The organism is Aporhodopirellula aestuarii (genome assembly GCF_023701485.1).
Taxonomy (GTDB): domain Bacteria; phylum Planctomycetota; class Planctomycetia; order Pirellulales; family Pirellulaceae; genus Rhodopirellula; species Rhodopirellula aestuarii.
Map to the genome: position 1 here is coordinate 26,001 of NZ_JAMQBK010000029.1, position 20,649 is coordinate 46,649.

The 20,649-nt window shown below is 52.8% G+C and carries 16 protein-coding genes; 11 read left to right on the top strand and 5 right to left on the bottom strand.

Translation table 11 applies throughout. The features are described 5' to 3' along the window. Positions 1-61 precede the first annotated feature (61 nt). From NB063_RS10685 to NB063_RS10720, 9 genes are all read left to right on the top strand, one after another. On the top strand, positions 62-3,796 hold the full coding sequence (locus NB063_RS10685; RefSeq protein WP_250928722.1) for a DUF6079 family protein: 3,735 nt from the start codon (positions 62-64) through the stop codon (positions 3,794-3,796). After that, positions 3,793-5,505, top strand: a complete 1,713-nt coding sequence (locus tag NB063_RS10690; protein WP_250928723.1) for an RNA-binding domain-containing protein — start codon at positions 3,793-3,795, stop codon at positions 5,503-5,505. Before NB063_RS10685 ends, NB063_RS10690 begins: the two co-directional genes overlap by 4 nt. Positions 5,506-5,622: 117 nt before the next feature. Beyond that, a complete protein-coding gene (locus NB063_RS10695) occupies positions 5,623-6,318 on the top strand; it encodes a DUF1016 N-terminal domain-containing protein (protein WP_261367320.1) in 696 nt (231 codons plus the stop codon). Positions 6,319-6,321: 3 nt separating this feature from the next. After that, positions 6,322-9,015, top strand: a complete 2,694-nt coding sequence (pglZ, locus tag NB063_RS10700; protein WP_250928725.1) for a BREX-2 system phosphatase PglZ — start codon at positions 6,322-6,324, stop codon at positions 9,013-9,015. A 2-nt stretch (positions 9,016-9,017) separates the two neighbouring features. Next, positions 9,018-10,334: a BREX system ATP-binding protein BrxD gene (gene brxD, locus NB063_RS10705; protein WP_250928726.1), complete on the top strand. Its 1,317-nt coding sequence runs from the start codon at positions 9,018-9,020 to the stop codon at positions 10,332-10,334. 10 nt (positions 10,335-10,344) lie between these two features. Further along, the gene (locus NB063_RS10710; protein WP_250928727.1) at positions 10,345-12,051 is read left to right on the top strand and encodes a DUF262 domain-containing protein; all 1,707 of its coding nucleotides are present in this window, start codon (positions 10,345-10,347) and stop codon (positions 12,049-12,051) included. 83 nt (positions 12,052-12,134) lie between these two features. Continuing rightward, positions 12,135-14,234 carry a DEAD/DEAH box helicase gene (locus tag NB063_RS10715; protein ID WP_250928728.1) on the top strand — a complete coding sequence of 700 codons (2,100 nt, stop codon included), beginning with the start codon at positions 12,135-12,137 and terminating at the stop codon, positions 14,232-14,234. Positions 14,235-14,438: 204 nt separating this feature from the next. After that, complete coding sequence (locus tag NB063_RS32600; protein ID WP_407652607.1) at positions 14,439-14,681, top strand: tetratricopeptide repeat protein; 243 nt, start codon at positions 14,439-14,441, stop codon at positions 14,679-14,681. 233 nt (positions 14,682-14,914) lie between these two features. Continuing rightward, positions 14,915-15,907 (top strand): hypothetical protein, encoded by a 993-nt coding sequence (locus NB063_RS10720; RefSeq protein WP_250928729.1) that lies wholly within the window; start codon positions 14,915-14,917, stop codon positions 15,905-15,907. Here the strand turns inward: NB063_RS10720 and NB063_RS10725 are convergent, their stop codons facing one another. Together NB063_RS10725 and NB063_RS10730 are read right to left on the bottom strand one after the other, a co-directional pair. After that, positions 15,908-16,168 (bottom strand): hypothetical protein, encoded by a 261-nt coding sequence (locus tag NB063_RS10725; protein ID WP_250928730.1) that lies wholly within the window; start codon positions 16,166-16,168, stop codon positions 15,908-15,910. Continuing rightward, entirely contained in the window at positions 16,149-16,904 is a 756-nt protein-coding gene (locus NB063_RS10730) for a hypothetical protein (RefSeq protein WP_250928731.1), read from the bottom strand. The genes NB063_RS10725 and NB063_RS10730 overlap by 20 nt, the downstream gene beginning before the upstream one ends. Between NB063_RS10730 and NB063_RS10735 the strand changes: the two genes are divergently transcribed. Together NB063_RS10735 and NB063_RS10740 are read left to right on the top strand one after the other, a co-directional pair. Further along, positions 16,887-17,057, top strand: coding sequence for a hypothetical protein (locus NB063_RS10735; RefSeq protein WP_250928732.1), 171 nt, complete (start codon positions 16,887-16,889; stop codon positions 17,055-17,057). The two genes, NB063_RS10730 and NB063_RS10735, sit on opposite strands and share 18 nt — an antisense overlap. Continuing rightward, the gene (locus NB063_RS10740) at positions 17,054-17,245 is read left to right on the top strand and encodes a DUF2997 domain-containing protein (RefSeq protein WP_250928733.1); all 192 of its coding nucleotides are present in this window, start codon (positions 17,054-17,056) and stop codon (positions 17,243-17,245) included. The genes NB063_RS10735 and NB063_RS10740 overlap by 4 nt, the downstream gene beginning before the upstream one ends. Here the strand turns inward: NB063_RS10740 and NB063_RS10745 are convergent. The 3 genes from NB063_RS10745 to NB063_RS10755 all read right to left on the bottom strand — a co-directional run bounded on the left by NB063_RS10745 (position 17,242) and on the right by NB063_RS10755 (position 20,637). Then, complete coding sequence (locus NB063_RS10745; protein ID WP_322975123.1) at positions 17,242-17,934, bottom strand: NAD-dependent epimerase/dehydratase family protein; 693 nt, start codon at positions 17,932-17,934, stop codon at positions 17,242-17,244. The genes NB063_RS10740 and NB063_RS10745 overlap by 4 nt on opposite strands. Positions 17,935-18,434: 500 nt before the next feature. Then, on the bottom strand, positions 18,435-18,971 hold the full coding sequence (locus tag NB063_RS10750) for a hypothetical protein (RefSeq protein ID WP_250928735.1): 537 nt from the start codon (positions 18,969-18,971) through the stop codon (positions 18,435-18,437). 202 nt (positions 18,972-19,173) lie between these two features. Continuing rightward, a complete protein-coding gene (locus tag NB063_RS10755) occupies positions 19,174-20,637 on the bottom strand; it encodes a hypothetical protein (RefSeq protein ID WP_250928736.1) in 1,464 nt (487 codons plus the stop codon). Between the last annotated feature and the right edge of the window lie 12 nt (positions 20,638-20,649).

Here is a 20,649-nt window from a genome sequence, read left to right on the forward strand (position 1 = left end):
CGCTGAATTTGCCAAAGCCGAAAGCGAACACTGACAACCGAAAACTGAAGACTTACTAACTATGTCCAAACTCATCAGTGAACTACTCGATCTCCCGGAACGGGTTCGCAAGGGCGATTTCGTCCTGAATCTGTCCAAAGGAGTCAACGAGCCACAAAAGACGCTCGACCGGTATGTCGTCACTCCGCAGCTTGTGGAATGCTTCAACGACAGCCTGAACCTGATCAAGACCGCTGTGGAGGCTGACAACAGCAAAGCCGCTTATCTGCACGGTAGTTTCGGTTCCGGTAAGTCGCACTTCATGGCCGTGCTGCACCTGATCCTGCAAAACAATTCCGATGTGCGCAATGTCAAGGAATTGCAGTCGGTCTGTGACACGCACAAGTGGGTCGAGGACAAGAAGTTCCTGCTGGTGCCGTATCACATGATCAACGCCAAAGACATGGAGACCGCCATCTTTGGTGGCTACGTCGATCATGTGGCGGAACTGCACCCCGATGCACCGCTACCCGGAGTGTTCTTGGCCGATGAAATCTTTGACAACGCAAGGTCACACCGCAGCAGCCTCGGCGACGAAAAGTTTTTTGCCGAACTGAACAAGGGTAAGTCGGGCGGTGATCCAAGCGGTGGTGGCGGAAAGCCTCGTTTTGGCAAAATGAAACACGCCAAGCTGTCGTCAGACGGTTGGGATGCCACCAGCTTTGAAGAGGCACTGGAAGCCGAGCCGGGTAGCAAAGAGCGATCTCTGCTGGTCGGTGACTTGGTGAAGAACATCTTCCCGGCCTTCCGTGGTATCGCCCACGCCAAAGACGAAGCCTACGTCGAACTGGATGAAGGCTTGGGCATCCTGAGCGCCCACGCTCAATCGCTTGGCTATGACGGTTTGATTCTGTTTCTGGACGAGTTGATCCTGTGGCTGGCCACCAACAGCGGCAACCTCGACTTCGTTCAGCGTGAAGCCAACAAACTGGTCAAACTGGTCGAATCCAAGAAGTCTGAGCGGCCCATCCCGATCATCAGCTACGTCGCTCGTCAGCGTGACTTGCGTGATCTGATCGGCGATACCGTCAGTGGTATCGAGCAAGTGAACCTGTCCGACATTCTGTCGCACATGGAAGAACGCTTCGACATGATCACGCTGGAGGATCGCAACCTGCCGTTGATCGCTCAAAAGCGTGTTTTGAAAACCAAGAACGATGCCTGCAAGGCAGAACTATCCGATGGTTACGAACAGGCGATCAAACTCCAGCCAGAAGTGATGGAAATTCTGCTGGCTCGTGACGGCAACAAGGAACTGTTCAAGCAGGTCTATCCGTTCAGCCCGGCACTGATCAAATCTCTGATCGCCATCTCCAGTGCCCTGCAACGTGAACGTACCGCCCTGAAGATCATGCTGGAGATGCTGGTCAAACGGCGAGAATCGCTCTACGTCGGTGACATCGTTCCGCTGGGCGACCTGTGGGATGTGGTGGCCGATGGCGACGACACGTTCTCCGATGTGCTGCGTGTCCGTTTTGCCCATGCCAAGAAACTCTACACCAACAAACTGTTGCCGATGCTGGAAGAACAGCACTCGGTGGACTTGGAAGTCGATCAGGAGAAGGCGAAGACCGATCCCGAAGTGGCTCGCAAGTTCCAAGCCTTCGAGAACGACAATCGACTAATCAAAAGCCTGTTGCTGGCTGCGTTGGTCGAGGGCGAAGAAACACTCAAGGACATGACCTGTGCCAAGCTGGCGGCACTGAATCATGGCAATGTGAAATCACGCTTCTCCGGGCGTGAATACCAGACGGTCAAGAACAAGTTTCAGGACTGGTCGGGACTGCACGGCGAAATCCGATTGTCGGGTGATGCCACCAACCCCACGGTCTCGTTGCAATTGGTGGGCGTCGATACCGACCAGATCATCAAAGCGGCTCGTGCTTACGACCGACCGGGCGAACGACAACTCAAAGTCAAACGCATGTTGCTGAAGTCGTTCGGGATGCCCGAACAGGACAACATGTTCTTTGCCCATAAGTTCAATTGGCGAGGCACACACCGTATTTGTGACGTGCTGTTCGAGAACGTCCGACGAACCACCGACGAGGCGCTGCGATCCAGCGGCGACGATTGGAAACTGGTCATCGACTTCCCTTTTGATAACGAAGGGATGACTCCGCAGGAAGACATCGACCGGATCGAGAAGTTTAAGGAGAAGGGGGAGTCGCACAAGACGATGATCTGGCTTCCCGAGTTCTTCTCAACGAAGACGCAAACGGAACTTGGCCAGTTGGTGATCATTGATCACTTGCTTAGAGGAAACAACCTCGATCAGCACGCCTCGGATTTGTCATCACAGGACCGAGAGACTGCTCGGACGATCCTCGAAAGCCGCCAAAGTGCTTTGGCCTCGAAGCTACAATCCATAGTCGAAGCCGCCTACGGCATTCGCAGCGTGCCACACCCCGGCTCGTTGGATGATTCTTACAACATTACGGACTCGCAGTTCACCTCGCTGTTTCCCTCGTTGTCTTTGCAACGACCGGTCGGTTCGACGCTGGGCGAGGCGATGGAGCACTTGCTCGATCAGGCTCTCAAGCACCAGTACCCCAAACATCCGAAGTTTGGCCAAGAGATCAAAGTCAACAAAGACCTGAAGGATGTGCTGCAAGTCTGTCAGGAAGCGGCCCACACGCAGGACGGACGGATCTTTGTCGAAGACAGCCGCATCCGCAAAGCCTTGAGAAATATCTGCGATCCACTGGAACTGGGTTCGATGGGGGAAACGCACTTTGTCCTGGAAGGTTTTTGGAAGACGCTATTCAATAAATCGCTGGCGGCATCGGAGAAGGACAATCCCGATGTTGCCGACATGAAGGCATGGATGGGTGACGACCGTGGTTTGCCACGAGAAATCGAAAACCTGCTGATCATGGTCTACGCCGAGCAGACCAATCGGGCCTTCGTGCGTTTTGGCGGCAACTTTGTCCCGAAGCTGGACGACTTGCCCGGTGAGTTGGAATTGCGTCAGGAAGAGCTTCCCACGGAAGACGAATGGCAGGAAACCAAAAAACGCATAGCGGACCTGTTCGGCGATGATTTGTCACGCCTGTTGAATGCTTCCAACTTGGCGGGCTTGGGCGAAAAGTTTTCAGACAACGGCGGTTACATCGCCAAGTTCAAAGCCGACTGCGATGCCCTGCCGAATCGCCTGCAATTGATTCTGCACAAACTGGGTGTGAGTGAAGACGATGCGGCCCAGTGTGATCGAGTGAAGACGGCCAAGGCGGCCCGTGCTTTCTTCGATGCCGTCGAAGGTCAGGAACCAACGCCGTTGGTAAAGGCGATTGCTGCGTCCCGAATTGAAACTAGCGGCAAAGCACTGGGCCGCAGCATCAAGTCGGCGGCAACCGTACTGGCCAGCCTGCTGGAACCCAACCGCTGGGAATTGTTCGAGGCAGTGTCCGAGATCAACGACCGTCGCAAGACCGATGCAACTCTGTTGATCGATGATCTGCGTGACAGCCTGATGATGGATGAGTTCGCTCTGGCTGGCGGTCTTCCTGCAAAGTTGTCGGATGCCGAGGGCCGGGCCGTGAAGTTGTTGCGACCACCGAAGGTTGATCCCGGTCCTGCTCCGATCCCCGATCCTCCTCCCACGAAGCCCGGCTGGAAACGGCTGGATAGCGGTTCCACCGAACGCATGTCGGGAAGTGACCTTTCGACCTTGACGGAAAAACTGGCTGCCAAGCTGGGAGACAATCCCAAGCGGCGTGTCACGATCCAATGGATATTGGAGGAAGCATCCGAATGAACTTGGAGCAGCTTCGAGACAAACTTGCTGAACTGCGAGATTTACCTACCGAAACAGAGTGGGCAGAGTTCAAGCAAAACAATTCTGATCCGCAGATGATTGGGGAATACCTGTCTGCGATCTCGAATGCTGCCGCGCTTGAAAGTCAGGCTTTTGGCTACATCGTCTGGGGTATCGAAGATGGTACGCACAACATCGTTGGAACGACCTTCAAGCCTCGCCAACAAAAGGGCCACGGCAATGAGGATTTGGAACCGTGGCTGAACAAACTTCTGGCTCCACGCATCAACTTCCGCATCTTTGAGTTCGACTCAGAAGACGGACTTCCGATGGTGATGTTCGAGGTGCAGGCTGCGAACACTGCTCCCGTTGCTTTTTCTGGGCGCCGTTATGTACGTGTGGGAAGTCACAAGAAACCGTTAGCAGAGCATCCCGAAAAAGAACGCAAGCTTTGGGAGATTGTCTCCGGTCCCGCCGTCGATTGGTCAGCAGGAATTTGCGAAGGGGCAACCATTAACAACCTGGACCCCAATGCGATTCACCGTGCACGCAGCGAATATGCAGAACGATTTGAAGGCGATCCCAAGAAAGCTCATTTGGCAAAAGAGGTTTGGGAATGGGACGATGTTACTTTCTTGAACAAGATTAAAGTCGCGATCGATGGACAATTGACTCGGGCTGCATTGATTCTATTGGGCAAAGAAGAATCAACTCATCATGTAGCACCTGCTCAGCCTCGAATGACTTGGATTTTGAAAGATGACGAAAACGTTGAGCAGGATTACCGTCATTACGATCCGCCGTTTTTGTTGGCGGTCGATGAACTGCTGGATAATATCCGCAACCTTACCGTTCGCTATTTGCCGGACGGGACTTTGTTTCCTATTAACGTCAGCCAGTACGACCCATGGGTGATGCGAGAGACTCTACACAATTGCATTGCTCACCAAGACTATTCAAAGGCGGGTCGCATCATTGTCATCGAACAACCCGATTCGCTGTTGTTTACGAACTTGGGTGCGTTCTATCCCGGTAGCGTCGAGGAGGTCGTTGTCCGTGATAGTCCGCAGGAATACTCGGCCAATCCTCGTCTCGCCCAGGCGATGGTCAATTTGAACATGATCGACACGATTGGCAGCGGGATCAAACGAACGTTACGCATTCAGCGGGATCGTAACTTTCCCCTGCCAACTTACGACCTGAGTGATCCCGAACGAGTGAAGGTCCGCTTGATTGGTCAGATTCTGGACCCGAATTACACACGTATGCTGATGAGCCAGACGGGCTTGGATCTTCTGGACGTGATCGCACTGGATAAAGTGCAAAAAGCGCAGCCTATCAACGACAAGGAAGCAAAGTCTCTGCGTGGCAAGAGGCTGATCGAAGGCCGCAGGCCGAATGTTCATGTCTCCGCTGATGTAGCGGCTGCGACGGACACGATGGTGGACTATTTGCGTCGTCGAGGAATTGATCGCGAATACTGTCAGAAAATGATTCTCGATTTACTTGGCAAGGGACCAGCCAAACGGAACGAAATCGACCGACTGCTGCTCGATCGGCTTTCAGACGCTTTGGATGAGACGCAGCGAAAGACGTTCATCATGAATTTGCTGCAAGACATGCGAAAAGCGGAGTTGATTGACAGCGAAGGGAGAGGTGCAGGTTCCGTTTGGCAATTGCATTCCTCCGGCACGAAAGGGGAGGAATAGTGCATGCAATTTCCTGCGAAAAATCCGAACGCTGCCGTAACTCCCCGTTTGTGCTGTACTTGCGAATTGCATTCGACGGAGTGGTTGCTGGAAACTATGCCATTCTCATCCAAAACCATGCGTTTTGCGAATGGCATAAACGCAGTTCGTTCGCCGATACACATAGCATTTCCATGCCATTCCCATCTCCCAGGATCGACACAAGTCCTTTCAGTGCAACAGTTTGCGAATGGCATACCCCGAGGCTTTCGATCACGCTATGCCATTCAGAATGCCATTCAGGGCCAACTCCAAGGACTGCAGTCCCGTCGAACTTCTGCTCGGGCGGTGAACTCGATCATGACAGCCGCCTACTGGGAGATCGGTCGTCGGATTGTGGAGTTAGACCAAGGCGGAACCACAAAGGCCGAATATGGCGCAGAAGTTGTGAAACGTCTTTCGAGTGACCTGACATCGAGGTTTGGTCGAGGCTTCTCAAAGCGAAATGTCGAGCAAATGCTTCGTTTTTCCTTGGCTTGGCCAATTGCGCAGACACTGTCTGCGCAATCTACTGGCGGTCCAATTCCCCAGACAGCGTCTGAGGAGTCTTCAGCGGCAACAATTCAGACGCCGTCTGAAAAATCGCCAACACTGTCGGCGAATTTGCAAATTGTTGCTGGAGAGGCCGTCGCTCACTATTCACTGGAAGGCCTGCCTAACAAAGTGATGACCAGCCAATACAAACTTGCTTTGCCTGAGAAAAAACTGTTGGAGGGAGAGCTTGAACGAACCAAGCGAGCCATCGAAACTCAAGCATCGTCGAATGACAAATAACAAATGACAAATCTCAATACCCAACAACTAAAATCGATCTGCGAAGACCTATGGGAAGAGGACGCTGATGCAGCAGCGTTTGGCCTACATGTGTCGCCTTCCGTGAAAGGACCTCCGGAGGTGGAGTTCGAGTTTGGTATTGCGCATGTCCTGCGAGCGGACAATGTGTTTCAGATTCGGGAAGCACTTCTGGAAGCCGAAGAAAAGAATGACCGTATCATCTTGCTGACGAAGCTTCAGCAGGGCGATTTGGGACATGATGTCGTAGCACGTCTGGCTCGCAGCCGACTGTTCCCCTTCAATCATGTTGCCAGTTTGTGTTCGTTGTTCAAAGCAAAGGAACTGGACCGCTCTATTTGTGATCCCGGTATTGCCAACGCACTACTGGAATACTCTCCTCGTGACGGCTACCCACCTGTGTCGGCAGGCGTCTTGGATGCTGGGACAGTCTGGAGTGCATTGTGTCGTCAAGTCTTTGATATGGGAGACCGTGAACCCGATTTGGTCAGCCTGTTGTTGTGGGCGACAAAGGACCACGGCCCCAAACGGTACATCGAAGCCACCAATGAACTGAAGGGCAGCTTGCGTCGCCGACTGCACACCAGACTCGGGGATGCAGCCGACGCCATCCTGCGAATGGTTGACAGTGGAGCTGGTAGAGACGCCGTTGCGTTGGCCGTGACCTGTCAGGTTATTTTTGGCAGCGGCGATGAACCCGTTCTGGATGCAGCAGCAGCTAGACTGGAACAGTACCACCAGAACAAAACGATTTCAAAAGCCATTGGTCGGATGCTGGGTGAATTGGCCATTGACGCCATCGCCGACTTGGATCGCCGGGAAGATCCGCGAATTGCCCAGAGCCATCTGGAGCGGGCCGACGCATTGCTGGAACAGTTTCAATGCAAGGACCACTCCTATCGAAACGGACTGTCTCGACATGGCTACGAGCAGCGGCTCATTCGTTTTGGCCAGCACATCAAACGGGCAATCGCCAAGCCCAGCGAAGTAGCGATTGCGGAATGCGAACAGCATCAGGAGTGCGTGGCCAATCACCGAATTGGAAAACAACCGCGCTACGCCGAGCAGGTTTCACGAACGGAGATGGCCGTTCGCCTTATTCGCTGGCTCAACCAACCGTTGCCCAAGGTCACTTCCTTTGCTGATCAGTCGAACGCTTACGTCAAAGAATTAGCGTTCGCCGATTGGGCACGGGAAGCGGTATGCCGAGGTGAAGACATTCCCGAAGTATCGGATGCCTACATCGCTCTGGATGCGGCAGTTTCGAAACGGCAACGTGGCTTTGCGGAGTCGTTCGCCAAAGGGTTGGCGGACTGGTCGTCAGTCGGATCAACCAGCATCGGCGTGATCGGTGTCGAGCATGTTCTGGAAGAAGTGGTTGCCAAAGTCGTGGCCCAAAAGAACCGTGTGCTGATAATCGTGCTGGACGGCATGAGTTGGGCGGTTTGTCACGAGTTGCTGGAAGACATCCGGCAGGATCACTGGTTTGAATCCACCTTCGACGAAGACTCGGCCATTCCACATCCGGTTATCGCCACGGTGCCGAGTGAGACGAGGTATTCACGAACGAGCCTGCTATCTGGCGAATTGACCGATGGCGATCAGACGAAGGAACGACGCAACTTCAAAGAGAATCCAGCCCTCGTCGATTGTTCGGATCGTCGCAAGCCTCCAATTTTGTTCCACAAGAAGGACATCACCGAAGGCAGTCGAGGGGCGGTTTCCGAAGAAGTTAGCAAGGCTCTTCTCGATGACAAACAGAATGTTGTCGGGGTTGTGATCAACGCTATCGATGATCGCTTGGCGAATGCTCAACAGATTCGTGACAACTGGTCGATCAGCCGCATCAACCCGCTGGGAGCGTTGTTGCGGTTGGCCAGAGATTCAGGGCGAGTGGTTGTCTTGGCCAGTGATCATGGTCACGTTTGGCATCGAGCCGACGCACAGTTCGATCCATCCACCGAGGGCAGTCGTTGGCGTCAGAACGATAGTGACTGCAAAGACGGCGAGCTTGTTGTTTCGGGCAAGCGTGTCATTCCGGCTGACAGCATCATCGTCCCATGGACGGAAACGATTCACTACAAACGAAAACAACATGGGTATCACGGCGGAGCGACTCCACAGGAAATGGTGTGCCCGCTGGTCCTGCTCACCGACAGAAGCAGCGACTATTCCAATTTGAAACGGTGCGCCTACCCGTTTCCCGATTGGTGGTCGCCTGCTCCCGTGGCATCACCTGTGGAATACGAGCCGGTCGTTCATGTGGCTGTGCCTTCTGGCCCACCCACGCTGTTTGACAATTTGGAGCCGGATGAGCCACCGGTGAAGGCACCGACACAACCCGCTCCAGTTGAAGTGCTGCCAGCCAGTGCAGACTGGATTGATCGACTGCTGGCGTCTCAGGCATACAAGGATCAGAAATCTAAGATCAAGAGACACCCACCACAGGATTCGGTCATCCGTCAGGTTCTTGAAACACTGAATGCGGCAGGAGGTTTCCTGACGCCCGGTGCGTTCATCAAAGAAACCAGTATGCCTGCTGCACGGCTCGATCAGGTGATTGCCAATATCCGGCGAGTCCTGAATGTGGATGGATACGAGATCCTCGTGATTGATCGCACGGAAAACAAAGTGGAATTGAATATCGCCAAGTTGAAACGACAGTTTGACGTTGAGTAATTATGGAAGTTAGTCCCGAAAAACGACGAGAGATCATTTCCGCTCTGAGGAAGGGCACGGTTCCACAGCGTGGACTGGACTTTCTGGCAGTCGGCCTAAGTCCATTTGAGGAGACCATTAAGTCTGAACTCAACGAAGTGTCTGAAGGCGGTGCCATCTTCAAAGCGGTGCGTGGTGAGTATGGCTGCGGCAAAACCTTCTTTGGGCGTTGGGTTCAGGAACAAGCAAAGCTGAACGGTTTCGCCACCGCCGAGGTGCAAATCAGCGAAACAGAAACGCCGCTGCACAAACTGGAGACTGTATATCGTCGAGCCATGGAACAACTTTCGACGGCAGATTGCTTTCTGGGTGCCTTCCGCTCGGTCATCGATGGTTGGTTTTATGGACTGGAAGAAGACGTTCTGGCCGAAGGCACGATTGACCCCAACGATGTTGAAACGCTGGCCGAGAAGTCGGACGAGTTGCTTGAACAACGACTCGTTGAAATCACACGGGCGACTCCTCAGTTTTCCGCTGCACTACGCTCCTATCGAGCCGCTCAGCGTGCCAATGATCACGCCACGGCAGAAGGACTAGCGGGATGGCTGGCAGGACAGCCGCATATCTCTGCTTCGGTCAAGCGAACAGCGGGAGTCAAAGGGGACGTAGATCACTTCGCAGCATTGAGTTTCCTTCGTGGGTTGCTGCTGATCCTGAAGGACTCCGGGTATTCCGGGTTGGTGTTGGTGCTGGATGAGATCGAGACGATTCAACGTGTTCGGTCTGACGTTCGTGAAAAGGGCTTGAATGCGCTGCGGCAGTTGCTTGACGACGTGGATGGTGGCCGCTTTCCGAATCTATATCTGGCAATCACCGGTACTCCCGCTTTCTACGATGGTCCGCAAGGAATTCAGCGACTTGAGCCGTTAGCACAACGGCTGCATGTGGATTTTCGGAAGGATGGTCGGTTTGACAACCCACGAGCCGTGCAATTGCGACTCACTGCTTTCGACAAAGAACGACTAGTTGAAGTTGGGACGAAAGTTAGAGACTTATACGCCGCTGATTGTTCCGCCCCGGATCGAGTGCGACGTTTGGCGAACGATAGTTACATTGAAACCCTAGCTCATGCGATGGCAGGAAAACTTGGTGGCAAAGTTGGGATTGCTCCACGTTTGTTTCTAAAGAAGCTGGTTACTAACGTTCTCGATCTCATCGATCAGAACGATGACTTTGATCCACTCGTAGACTACGAGCTAACCGTGTCCACCAGTGAAATGACCAGCGTTGAGCGAGAGGCTCAAGCGAAGACCGTTGATGACATCGAGTTGGATATCTAAGGAACGCAATATGGAATACCGTCCCGTCCGAGTGAGTGATCTCATTCGTGAAATTAACAAAGACATCTACCTTCCGGCGATTCAACGAGAATTCGTTTGGAAGCCTGAGAAGGTTGCACGTTTGTTTGACTCGATCATGGGTGACTTTCCCATCGGCTCGTTTCTTTTCTGGAAACTCAAGCTGGAGAACAAGGATAAATGGCCGATCTACGAGTTCATTCGAGCCTTCGATGATGAATCTCCGCATAATCCATCTGCGAATCTGGCAGGAATCACCAGAGACATCACGCTCGTACTGGATGGGCAACAGCGAATCACATCGCTTTACCTTGGGTTGAAAGGCAGTTACCGATACTTCTATTACCGCTGGAAAAAGACTCGGCTGTACCTCAATCTTTTAAAAGCTCCGATTCCCGATGAGGAGAACCCCGAAGATCTGACCTATGAGTTTGCGTTTCGAGAAGACGAAACGTCAGACAAGAATATGGAAGGCGAACAGCTTTGGTATTTAGTTGGTCGAATTCTGGATCACGAGGACGCAGAGGATGCGAAAGCCAATGTCAAGGATGAACTGGGAGAACTCACCGATGACCAGCGAGATACTGCAAACAAGTTGATTGGTCGACTGCACAGTCGCATTCACACGGTTCTCGTCGGGAACTACTACGAGGAGCACGACCAGAACCCCGAGAAAGTGTTACAGATTTTCGTCCGAGCTAACTCGGCGGGACAATCGCTCGAATACTCGGATTTGCTACTTGCGACTGCGACTGCGAAGTGGGAGTCACGGGACGCCCGCCAAGAAATCCACCAGTTCACAGACTCAATTAACGAATTTGGGAATGGCTACAAGTTCGGAAAGGATTTCGTTCTCAAGGCGAGCCTATACCTCACTGAAGACTTGCCAATTCAGTACAAGGTCAAAAACTTTACAAGGCCCAACTTGGCAAAGATCGAAGCGAATTGGGATACCATCAAAGAGTCGTTGACGACGACTGTTCGGTTGATGGCGAGGTTTGGATTCAGCGCCAAGAACATTGTTGCCCCACTCGGAGTGTTGCCGATTGCGCTCTTTGTAATGAAGCAGGCCAGCAAGAGTTTCGACACCTCATCAAGCGAGAGCGATGCTGTAGCTCAGGTCGCACTAAGACGCTGGTTTATCTTCGGCACACTCAAGAATGCGTTCGGCAGTTCGTCTGATACGACGTTGACTCGCCTTCGTGATATTCTTCAAAATTGCGATACGTCTTCTTCGTTTCCAGCCGACGATCTGTATCAGTCGTTGGAAATTGAACCTCACCTGAACGATGCAGAGATCGAGAGGATTCTGGGCCACCAGTATCAGGGCCGTTATACCTATCTTGTGCTTTCGCTCCTCTATCCCGACCGAGACTGGAAGAACGCCGTGTTCCATGAGGATCACATCTTCCCCCAGTCCGAATTCCAGGTCCGCAAACTCCGCAAGCGTGGTTATGACGAACCGAAGGTTGAAGCATACATGGAACGATTCAACACTCTTTGCAACTTGGAACTCTTGACTGACACGGAGAACATGTCGAAGAGTGCGACACCCTTCGACCAGTGGCTCACCACAAGAGATGCCGATTTCCGCAAACGACACATGATCCCGGAACTGGATTCGTACACATTTGATGACTTTCTCGAATTCACTGAGGCCCGAACGCAAATGATTTCCGATGCGTTGCGAAACCTTTAATTTTGGGAGCATTTCAACAGCGGTGATCCATATCACTGTTGACCCTGAAGTTATCGTGTCCAACATGAATAAAAAAGGAACTGATGAAAGCGTTTGACCGACTTCATCCCGCACTTCAACACCACATCGTAAACTCGCTTGGCTGGCGAGACCTGCGAGAAGTGCAGTCGTTGTCAATTGATGCGTACCTCGACGGAAACAATATGGTCGTGCTGGCTCCGACCGCTGGCGGTAAAACGGAGTCTGCGTTCTTCCCTGTCATGTCACAAATGTTGGAGGAGTCTTGGGAAGGCATTTCGGTTCTTTACGTCAGCCCGATCAAGGCGTTGCTGAACAATCAAGAACAGCGTCTTCACAAATACATGCAGTTGGTCGGACGCCGAGCCGCCTTGTGGCATGGCGACACTCCACAAGGTGAGCGAAAGCGAATACTGTCCGAACCATCGGACCTGTTGCTAACCACGCCGGAATCTCTTGAGGTCATGCTGGTTTCGTCCAAAATTGACCACCATAGATTCTTCAAGAACATCAAGGTGGTGGTTATCGATGAGGTTCACGCATTCGCTGGTGACGACCGAGGCTGGCACTTGCTATCGGTGTTCGCTCGAATCGCCAAACTTGCCCGACACGATCTTCAGAGAATCGGATTGTCAGCGACGGTTGGCAATCCCGATGAAATGTTGTCTTGGTTGTCGTCTGGATCGGAACGTCCGCAAAAGGTTGTCTGGCCGAAAGGTAAGAGTGATGAGCAACCTGATGTTCAACTGGACTTCGTTGGTTCACTGGCCAACGCCGCCAAAGTGATCAGCTTGCTACATCAGGGTGAAAAACGCCTCGTCTTCTGCGACAGCCGATCACGGGTTGAGCAGTTGGCCGTTTCCCTTCGCAGCTATGGAGTAGACACATTCGTCTCGCATAGTTCAGTTGGATTGGATGAGCGGCGACAGGCAGAAGAAGCATTTGCTCAACGCCAGAATTGTGTGATTGTGGCAACCAGTTCATTGGAACTTGGTCTCGATGTCGGAGACCTCGACCGAGTGATCCAAATCGATGCCCCCGGAAGCGTGTCATCGTTTCTACAAAGAATGGGACGAACGGGTCGAAGATCGAACACGACTCGAAACTGTTTGTTCTTGGCAACAAAAGACGAAGGGCTTCTTCGTGCGGCAGCGTTGATCGAACTGTGGCGACGAGAGTATGTCGAACCGGTTCAAGCTCCACCGTGCCCGTATCATATTCTGGCTCAACAATTGATGGCATTGATCCTTCAGGAGCGTGGTGTCGGACGGTCGCAATGGTTCTCGTGGGTTTCAGATGTTCCAGCCTTCACCCAGATGCCCGAAGAGCGTGTCGCTGAACTTGTCGAGTACATGATCGCCAAGCTCATCCTGTGGGACGACAACGGGATCGTCTCCTTTGCACCAGAAGGTGAGTCGATCTTTGGTCGCCAGAACTTCATGGACCTCCTGTCCGTGTTCACGTCGCCGCCTTTGTTTCGAGTGATGTCGGGACAAAAGGAACTTGGATTCGTCCACGAGTCCACCTTCTTTAAGAAAGACGACAGCGACGGACCACCGATCCTCGCACTCGCTGGCCGAAGTTGGAAGACAAAGCACTTGGACTGGAAGCGAAAAATCGCTCACGTCGAGCCAACCGACCAGAAGGGCAAGTCACGTTGGCTCGGCGAAGGTCAGATGCTCAGCCAAGCGATTTGCCAGAGCATCCGTCGCATCCTCAGCACAGATAACGACGATCCATCATGGTCATCAAGAGCCAAGTCTCAATTCGCTGAGATCCGGGAAGAGTTCCCATGGATATCAGCAGAATCAACTTCCGTCGTCCTCCAGCCCAATGGCGAACTCCGCTGGTGGACCTTCGCCGGTGGCATCGCCAACACGCTGCTGGCTGACGCATTGAAACCACACTGTGACGTAAAGGGAGACAACCTCTCGCTGGTATTCCCCAAAGCGACATCACTCGACCCTATCGCCGCCTTGATCAACGAGATCGAACCAGAAAACGTAAGGCCGATCCCCAACATCCAAGCGATGGAGAACCTGAAATTCTCCGAATGCCTTTCCGACGAACTCTCAGCCGAGGTGTTTACGTCTCGGTTCAACGACCGCAAGGCAGTTGAACAAGCGTTTCAGGAGCGGCGACGTGTTGTCGTTCAGCAGGAATAGAAAAGTCACATACCCATTAACACCTTAGCGTAGAAAAACGCTTGCATTGGAGTACCGTTATGCCAGAAGACAAGCACATAAAAGCAACCCGCAGGCAGATCGCCAGCAAAGCCGGACGTGAGATGGCAATCTACGGGGAACTCGTCTCCTTTGAGCGAGCGTGGCGCCATGATAGCACTGAACCAATCGTCGATACATCGGGTAATGTATGGCAACCATCTATTGTGGGTTGGCAAGGGAATAGCTCAAGACTCTTCGTTAGCAGCCATATGGTTCGAGAAAGCTGCGGCTCAAGGATTTGACGAGGCAAAGTACAAGCTAGGGATCCTTTACTCAAATGGAGATGGAGTTGAGCAAGATAGGGAGAAGGCATTTGAGTTGTCTTGTGAATCAGAAGAGAAGATGGAGACAACTCATTATCTCTTTGGTGACGGGTGCTACTGTTGAGAAAGTCTGATTGACCCCGCTGCGTTTGCGCAGGCTTGCTGCGACTCCAATGCCGAATACCTTTGGCAAATACTGCGATGCATTTTGGGGAAATAATTGGTGAAAGCCTGATCCCCCTGCACAAAACCTGATGCCCTGTTCATTCGTTGCTTGTCTTCACGGCTAAATGGGCATCGATTTACCAGCGTTGCATTATCTCAAGACGCAATTATTAAACTGAAAGGCGTGTCTGCATGATACCGGAAGAACTACACGATGCCATCAACTCCGTGGTGCCAAATGGCGTAACGCATCTGGGGTTTGTGGTAACCAACACGTTGGGGCAATACCTCGTCACGGAACCCAACGGGCATCCTTACGGCGTGACTGCGACCTTCAACAAAGTTAAAGTCAAGATCGACGAACGCCCCAGCCAAACCGTCGAACGTTGCCTTCGTGATCAAGTTGGGCAAAGTGTAGTAGGCGTGTTTCCCATTCCGATTGTCTGGTCTACGTCCAACAGCAATGGCTTCTACCTTGCGGGCATGATGAAAAATGAAGGCCAGCCGGTCCCCCACCAAGGCAATCGGGCTGCATGGTTGGATTTTCAAGATGCAGAGAGCCTAATCAGTGAGTCTGGAAACTTAGAATCACGCCGACGAGATCTAGGGCTTCTGGCTGCGGCATCCGAGATGTGCTTGTCGCCCTACCGCCGAATCCTCCTGATGGTAAGAGAACTGCATCAGCTAGGTTTCCAAAGGCTTCGAGCACCAGCTTACGAATACCCCTTGGCATGGCGATGTCCCATCGTTCCGGCTTACTGGACACTGCGTTCACACGGCGGAATGTACGATGAACCGAACTCGCAGATGGAGCATTGGTTCGGAATTAAGAGCGGCCAACACGTTTACTCGTCTGCTAGTGGCCAGTTCCCATTTGGGTGGAATGATGCCGCTTTTAGCACTCCCACGGAGTTGGCGATAAGATTTGTGCGGGAACGGCGTGAGATTGCTTGTGCTGGTTGGGGACCAGACCCCGAGTACGCACGATGGCTGGAAGTCGCTTTAGCGGCGACTGCTCCCAACGGCTTGTTCCACTCATTCGCTGAGTTCGAAAAACCGACCGATTATCTCTACACAGACATGGCCAGAGTGGATCGAGTGCCGCTTCCCCCACCAGGATGGGTAGCCGAAGGAGAATTGTCGCAACACGGTACTGACTTTCTTGATGACGACGGCTTGAGTTAGTTATAAGTTGCCCAGCACCAAAGGGATGCAGAGAGGAATGACCCGAAGCAAGTACACCAGCAAGCTATCGCCCACCGTCGCATCACTGATCCCGTCACGAATGGCATCATTGATACGGTTGGTCCGGTCAGGCCACAAGATGCAAGCTGGAGCCACTTCGACATTAGCGTTGTAAACCGCGGCGCCGCGAACGGACTTGATTAGCGCGTCCGCGATCGAAACGATCACGGGTGCCTCGGTGTCATTCGATGAATGAGACAAGTTGGTAGATCCTCCGTAACTCATTCACGGCGTCTTCCTTCTTGCGCTGGCCCAGGCCAACCGCCTTCATATCGATGGCTTCATCGGACATGCGATCCAAAAATTGGGCCAAGTCGGTGCCAACGGAATCGGGGATCACGCTGTTGAATCCGGGGTCCACAATCGTGAGCAAGCGAAACACATCGAGCTTGTGTTTTTTGATGTCCCGAGAGTCAACGCTTTCGCCCGACGTTTTGCGATCAGTCAAATCCAGCCAGGCTCGGGCCTTCAGTGGAATCAAATACCCCGGTCCGACGATTGACACCCAATCCAGTAATTGCTTGCCGCTGATCAGGAATCCGTAGTAGGTCTCGTCCAGTAAAATCGCGGACAGGCTGCTGACGGAATCGTCCATGGGAATGGGCGTCAGATGGCTCTCACCAATCGGCTCCAGCAACTCCGGTGATCGGCAGAGCAATTCCAGCATGAAAGGGAAGTCATCGGCTTTCGGTTTCTTAAAACGGTAGAACTGTTTTTCGCCCGTCGCCTTTTCGTGTATTTCGTATCCCCCGTCTCGCACGAACTGCCAAAACGCTTCCGTAAACGGGACATCCAGGGTTTCAACACACAGGACAATATCGAGGTCTTTGGTGGACCGAAATTGAATCCCGACGCTCTCCATGGCGATCGAGCAATCCGGCCCACCGATCATCACGTAGTGATCCGTGAAGTCAGCAAAATGGGTTCGGAAGGCCACTGGGGTGATCGGGCTCGGCTCGATCAGTTCCTGCAGGCCTATGCGGTCGAGCGGGCTACGATCGAAGCTCGCAAGAATGGTCATTCGGTCACCGAGCAGAAGCTCGACAATGGATCGATCAAACTCACCATCCGCGTGGGAGGTGCCTTGTGACCAAGATCATCGAAGTCCTTGTGGCTCCTACAGGTGAGACACAAGTTGAAACGAAGGGCTTCTCGGGTGGTGAGTGCCGCGAAGCGAGCGCATTCATCGAGAAGGCCCTGGGTACTCGCACGAGTGAAACGCTGACGAATGAGTACCATCACCAGCAATCGCGTCAGACAAACACGGAACAGGCTTAACCGCCCGATTGCCGAGTGTGGTCGATCAGTTCTGTAGTCGTTTGCGTCAGCAATTTGTGCCCACCGAACTCCATACCGAGCATTCGGATCTTGTCGGTGACAATCTGATGCTTCGGCTGTTTCGGCTCGCCGGTGATCTGGCTGTTGCTTCCGGTGAGGGCTTGGGCGATCTTTGCGACTTCGACTTCGGAGACATATCGGTCATAGCAATTGAATGCTTGGCCGGTGATCCCGTCTGCGATCAACAAGATCCCGACAGCCTTCGCCACATCGGCCGCGTGGACCTCTTTACCACCACGCGAGCACTCGACGTTCTCCCCACGGACGACTGCTGACACGAGATCGTACCACTTGCTTTGTTCAGGTGGTCGGGAAGCACCGTAGACGCCCGTCGGTCGTAACGCACAGATTTGGTAGCCCTGTCCGAGTCCGTAACTATGAACAAACTTTTCGATGGCTGCTTTGTGGGCGCCGTAGTGGCTCTTGGCCCAGAGCGGATGAGTTTCATCGAGTGGTCGCTCAGCGAGAATTTGATCGTGGACGGCGCACGTTGAGAACGCGATGAAACGACCGGCTCCAGCAGAGCGAGCGGCTTCAATCAGCTTCAATGTGCCCACGACGTTTTTCTCGACGAAGTCAACGATGTCGCCTTCGGCTCCAAGGCGTTCGGTGGCACGTGCGTTCTGGATACGCCATCCCCTTTTGCGATCTTAGCGAGACAATCCAACATGTCGTAATTGGGAGAACGCCAGTGGCTCTCGCGTGACCGAGATAAATTTCTTCAGTCCGATTTTGCGCCTCAGACGCATCTGAATTATTGATGCTGATCTCCGGTCTCAACGAGTACCCACGTCGGACTAACCACACGCCCCAATGCGCAGGTTCTATATAGGTAAGATCACTACGCGATCGGCCTCCCCCCTGTAACCCCTATATCCGTCTGCTGCGGAGAGGTTCGGTGTTGAGTGGCCGTGAACTCTGGGCGTGGGTGATCAAGTGAAGGCATCCGGCGTTAATCGCGGTCATCCGCAACGATCGCTCCTGCGTTCGGGCAGCTATGACCGCATCGAACCTGATCTCCCAACACCTCACGCGGGAGCAGGCGTCCGCCCAGACACTCCCACGTCTTTCACGACTCACCACCGCTACCGGTGAGAACCGATTCCAGCGGACGGTGCAGTCTCTTTCATCAGCACACACTCTCACTAGTTGGTGCGAGTTTCAACCGTTGTGAAATGGTCACATGCTCTGGGGCGACAACAATTTCCTGCTCGTTCCGCTCGGCAAAATATGCGATGACATCCTCCTTATTGACATTACCGATCAATAGAACCGGATCACCGCCGAAGCGGCGTGCGAACCACTCGGCTATGTTGCGATCCAGGGTCCAACTGAGCCCCTGATTTTTGCGATGCGTATGGCCACGGTAAACCGGAATCACACTCGGGAGTTTTGCTAGAAAGCTACGCTCGTCAGTGTTCATCATGTGCTCTCGCCCCGGTCGTTTGGAGGCAAAGTAAATCTTGTACAGCTCCAACATTTGCCCAGTGTTTTCAGAGTCGATGTACACTTTCGCTAGGAGCCTCCAGTAGTCCTCATTGGCTATCTGTGCCGTGATCTCCGCGAATGCCCTGAGCCGGTTAGATCGAGGGGCGCCAAAAACGTAATTGTATAATTCATCGTGATCGGCGGTTTTCTGCGGTGCTTCCTTCGTTGATTTCGACATCTCTCTCTCTCCTTAAATTTAACCAAAAATAGTGACGGCGGATCGGCAAATAACAGAACTCGCTGACCCCGAAAGACGGTTCACGGGTGAACCTACAGTCGCGATCCCAGTATTCAAGTTCGCGATTCAAGTTCGCGGCCGTCGCCACGGTCCCCAATCTGTTGAACGTGATTCCGGCAACCCGCAACTGAAGATTTTGACTTCATGGCCGGTCCGGCTGGTTGGAACATGAACGCCCAGGGAATTCACTTTTGATTTTTGGCTTCAAACCGATCGATTCAAATTCGTGACGAATGACGTTTTTCGCCTCGTCCTCGAATTCCTCCGAAACCATCAAGGCGTCATGGATGGTTTGGACCGGCTCCTGTTTGTGTTCACGCATGAAATGGCCAATAACGTTGTCAACCATGAGTGTCGACTCTAGCCGCTGGCAGTAGTTGGCAACGGCCTTATAACCATGTTGCGACTTGGCGGCGAGGACGTAGTCCGCGATCGGTGGACAGAGCTCTTTGATGGCATGAAAGATCGGATTTTGCAGCATTGCATCAATTCGATCGAAAATGGGAACCAGCACCGCACGTTTGAAGGTACGCGCTGACTTCTTTCTCAAGTCGATGTTGATCCACCGGCCGTTGGTCAGCTCAATCGGTACTGTCAAGGGACCCTCCATCGACAGAGTTATCTTCCTAAGCTCCAAGTAGAGTTGTCCGCTCTCGCAGAGTGAAATCCAATCTCGGATTGAAGGTGAAACTTCATTCATCCAACCACCGGTCAGGTCACAAAAGCGGGGAACATATAATGGTACCTCTGGTGTCCCTGTTCGTTGGTTGTGCGCCACCAGTGCTGCAAGAAGTAGTGGTTGACAGGATGATACGTCGACCAAGGCCACGCCTGTCTTGCATCCGTTTGGTCGTGTTACCGAAAGGTGTCTTCTTTCTCTCGCCGGTAATTGTGTGTTCAGCGAGTGGTGCCGGCCATTTTTACAGCGTTTGGCGAACTCTTGTTGGTTGGCGTACCTCGCTACCGCGCACCGATTCTCGTGCTTGCCGATTGTGCTGCTATCGAGTGCAGCATCATTCAAATTGAAACTCTTGGAATGACCGACTAGGTGCATCCCCGATTCTTTCAGATTCTTGGGATCTGGCTCATATGCGGTCGCCATCCGGCGACGTGCGTGGGCTCCAACGATGGGAACAATCTTACTTCGACCATGTCGGTGATCTTTTGCCAGTCTGTACGACTTGGTAAATGGCGGCCTGTTTACCCTGCCTGTGCTATAGGTACTGTTTCGCTCTACTAAACCGTCAGACACCGCTTGATCGATCACAAGCTTATACCGACTGCCGCAAAGCTTTTCTAACTTTTGACTTGATACCGAGATGAAGTAGTCTCTGGGATTCTCCCCATTCATTACCATGCGATTTGAAAGGTACTGAAGCAATATTTTTAAGTTGTCGCCTTTGGCCGTGTTCGGGACATCCGCGGTGGCGGGAATGGCGACGAAAGAAGGTGATGGACGATTTGGCATCGAATGGTCTTCGTTGAATGTGACTATGGGTAGTGAGTAATGTTGAGCTTTCAGATCAATCAGGGTGATGCATCGTTGAAAGGCATCACCCGCACCAAGCGAAAGGCTTGCACGTGCAGATAGCTCTTTCGTTTTCATGTTTGGGTTCAG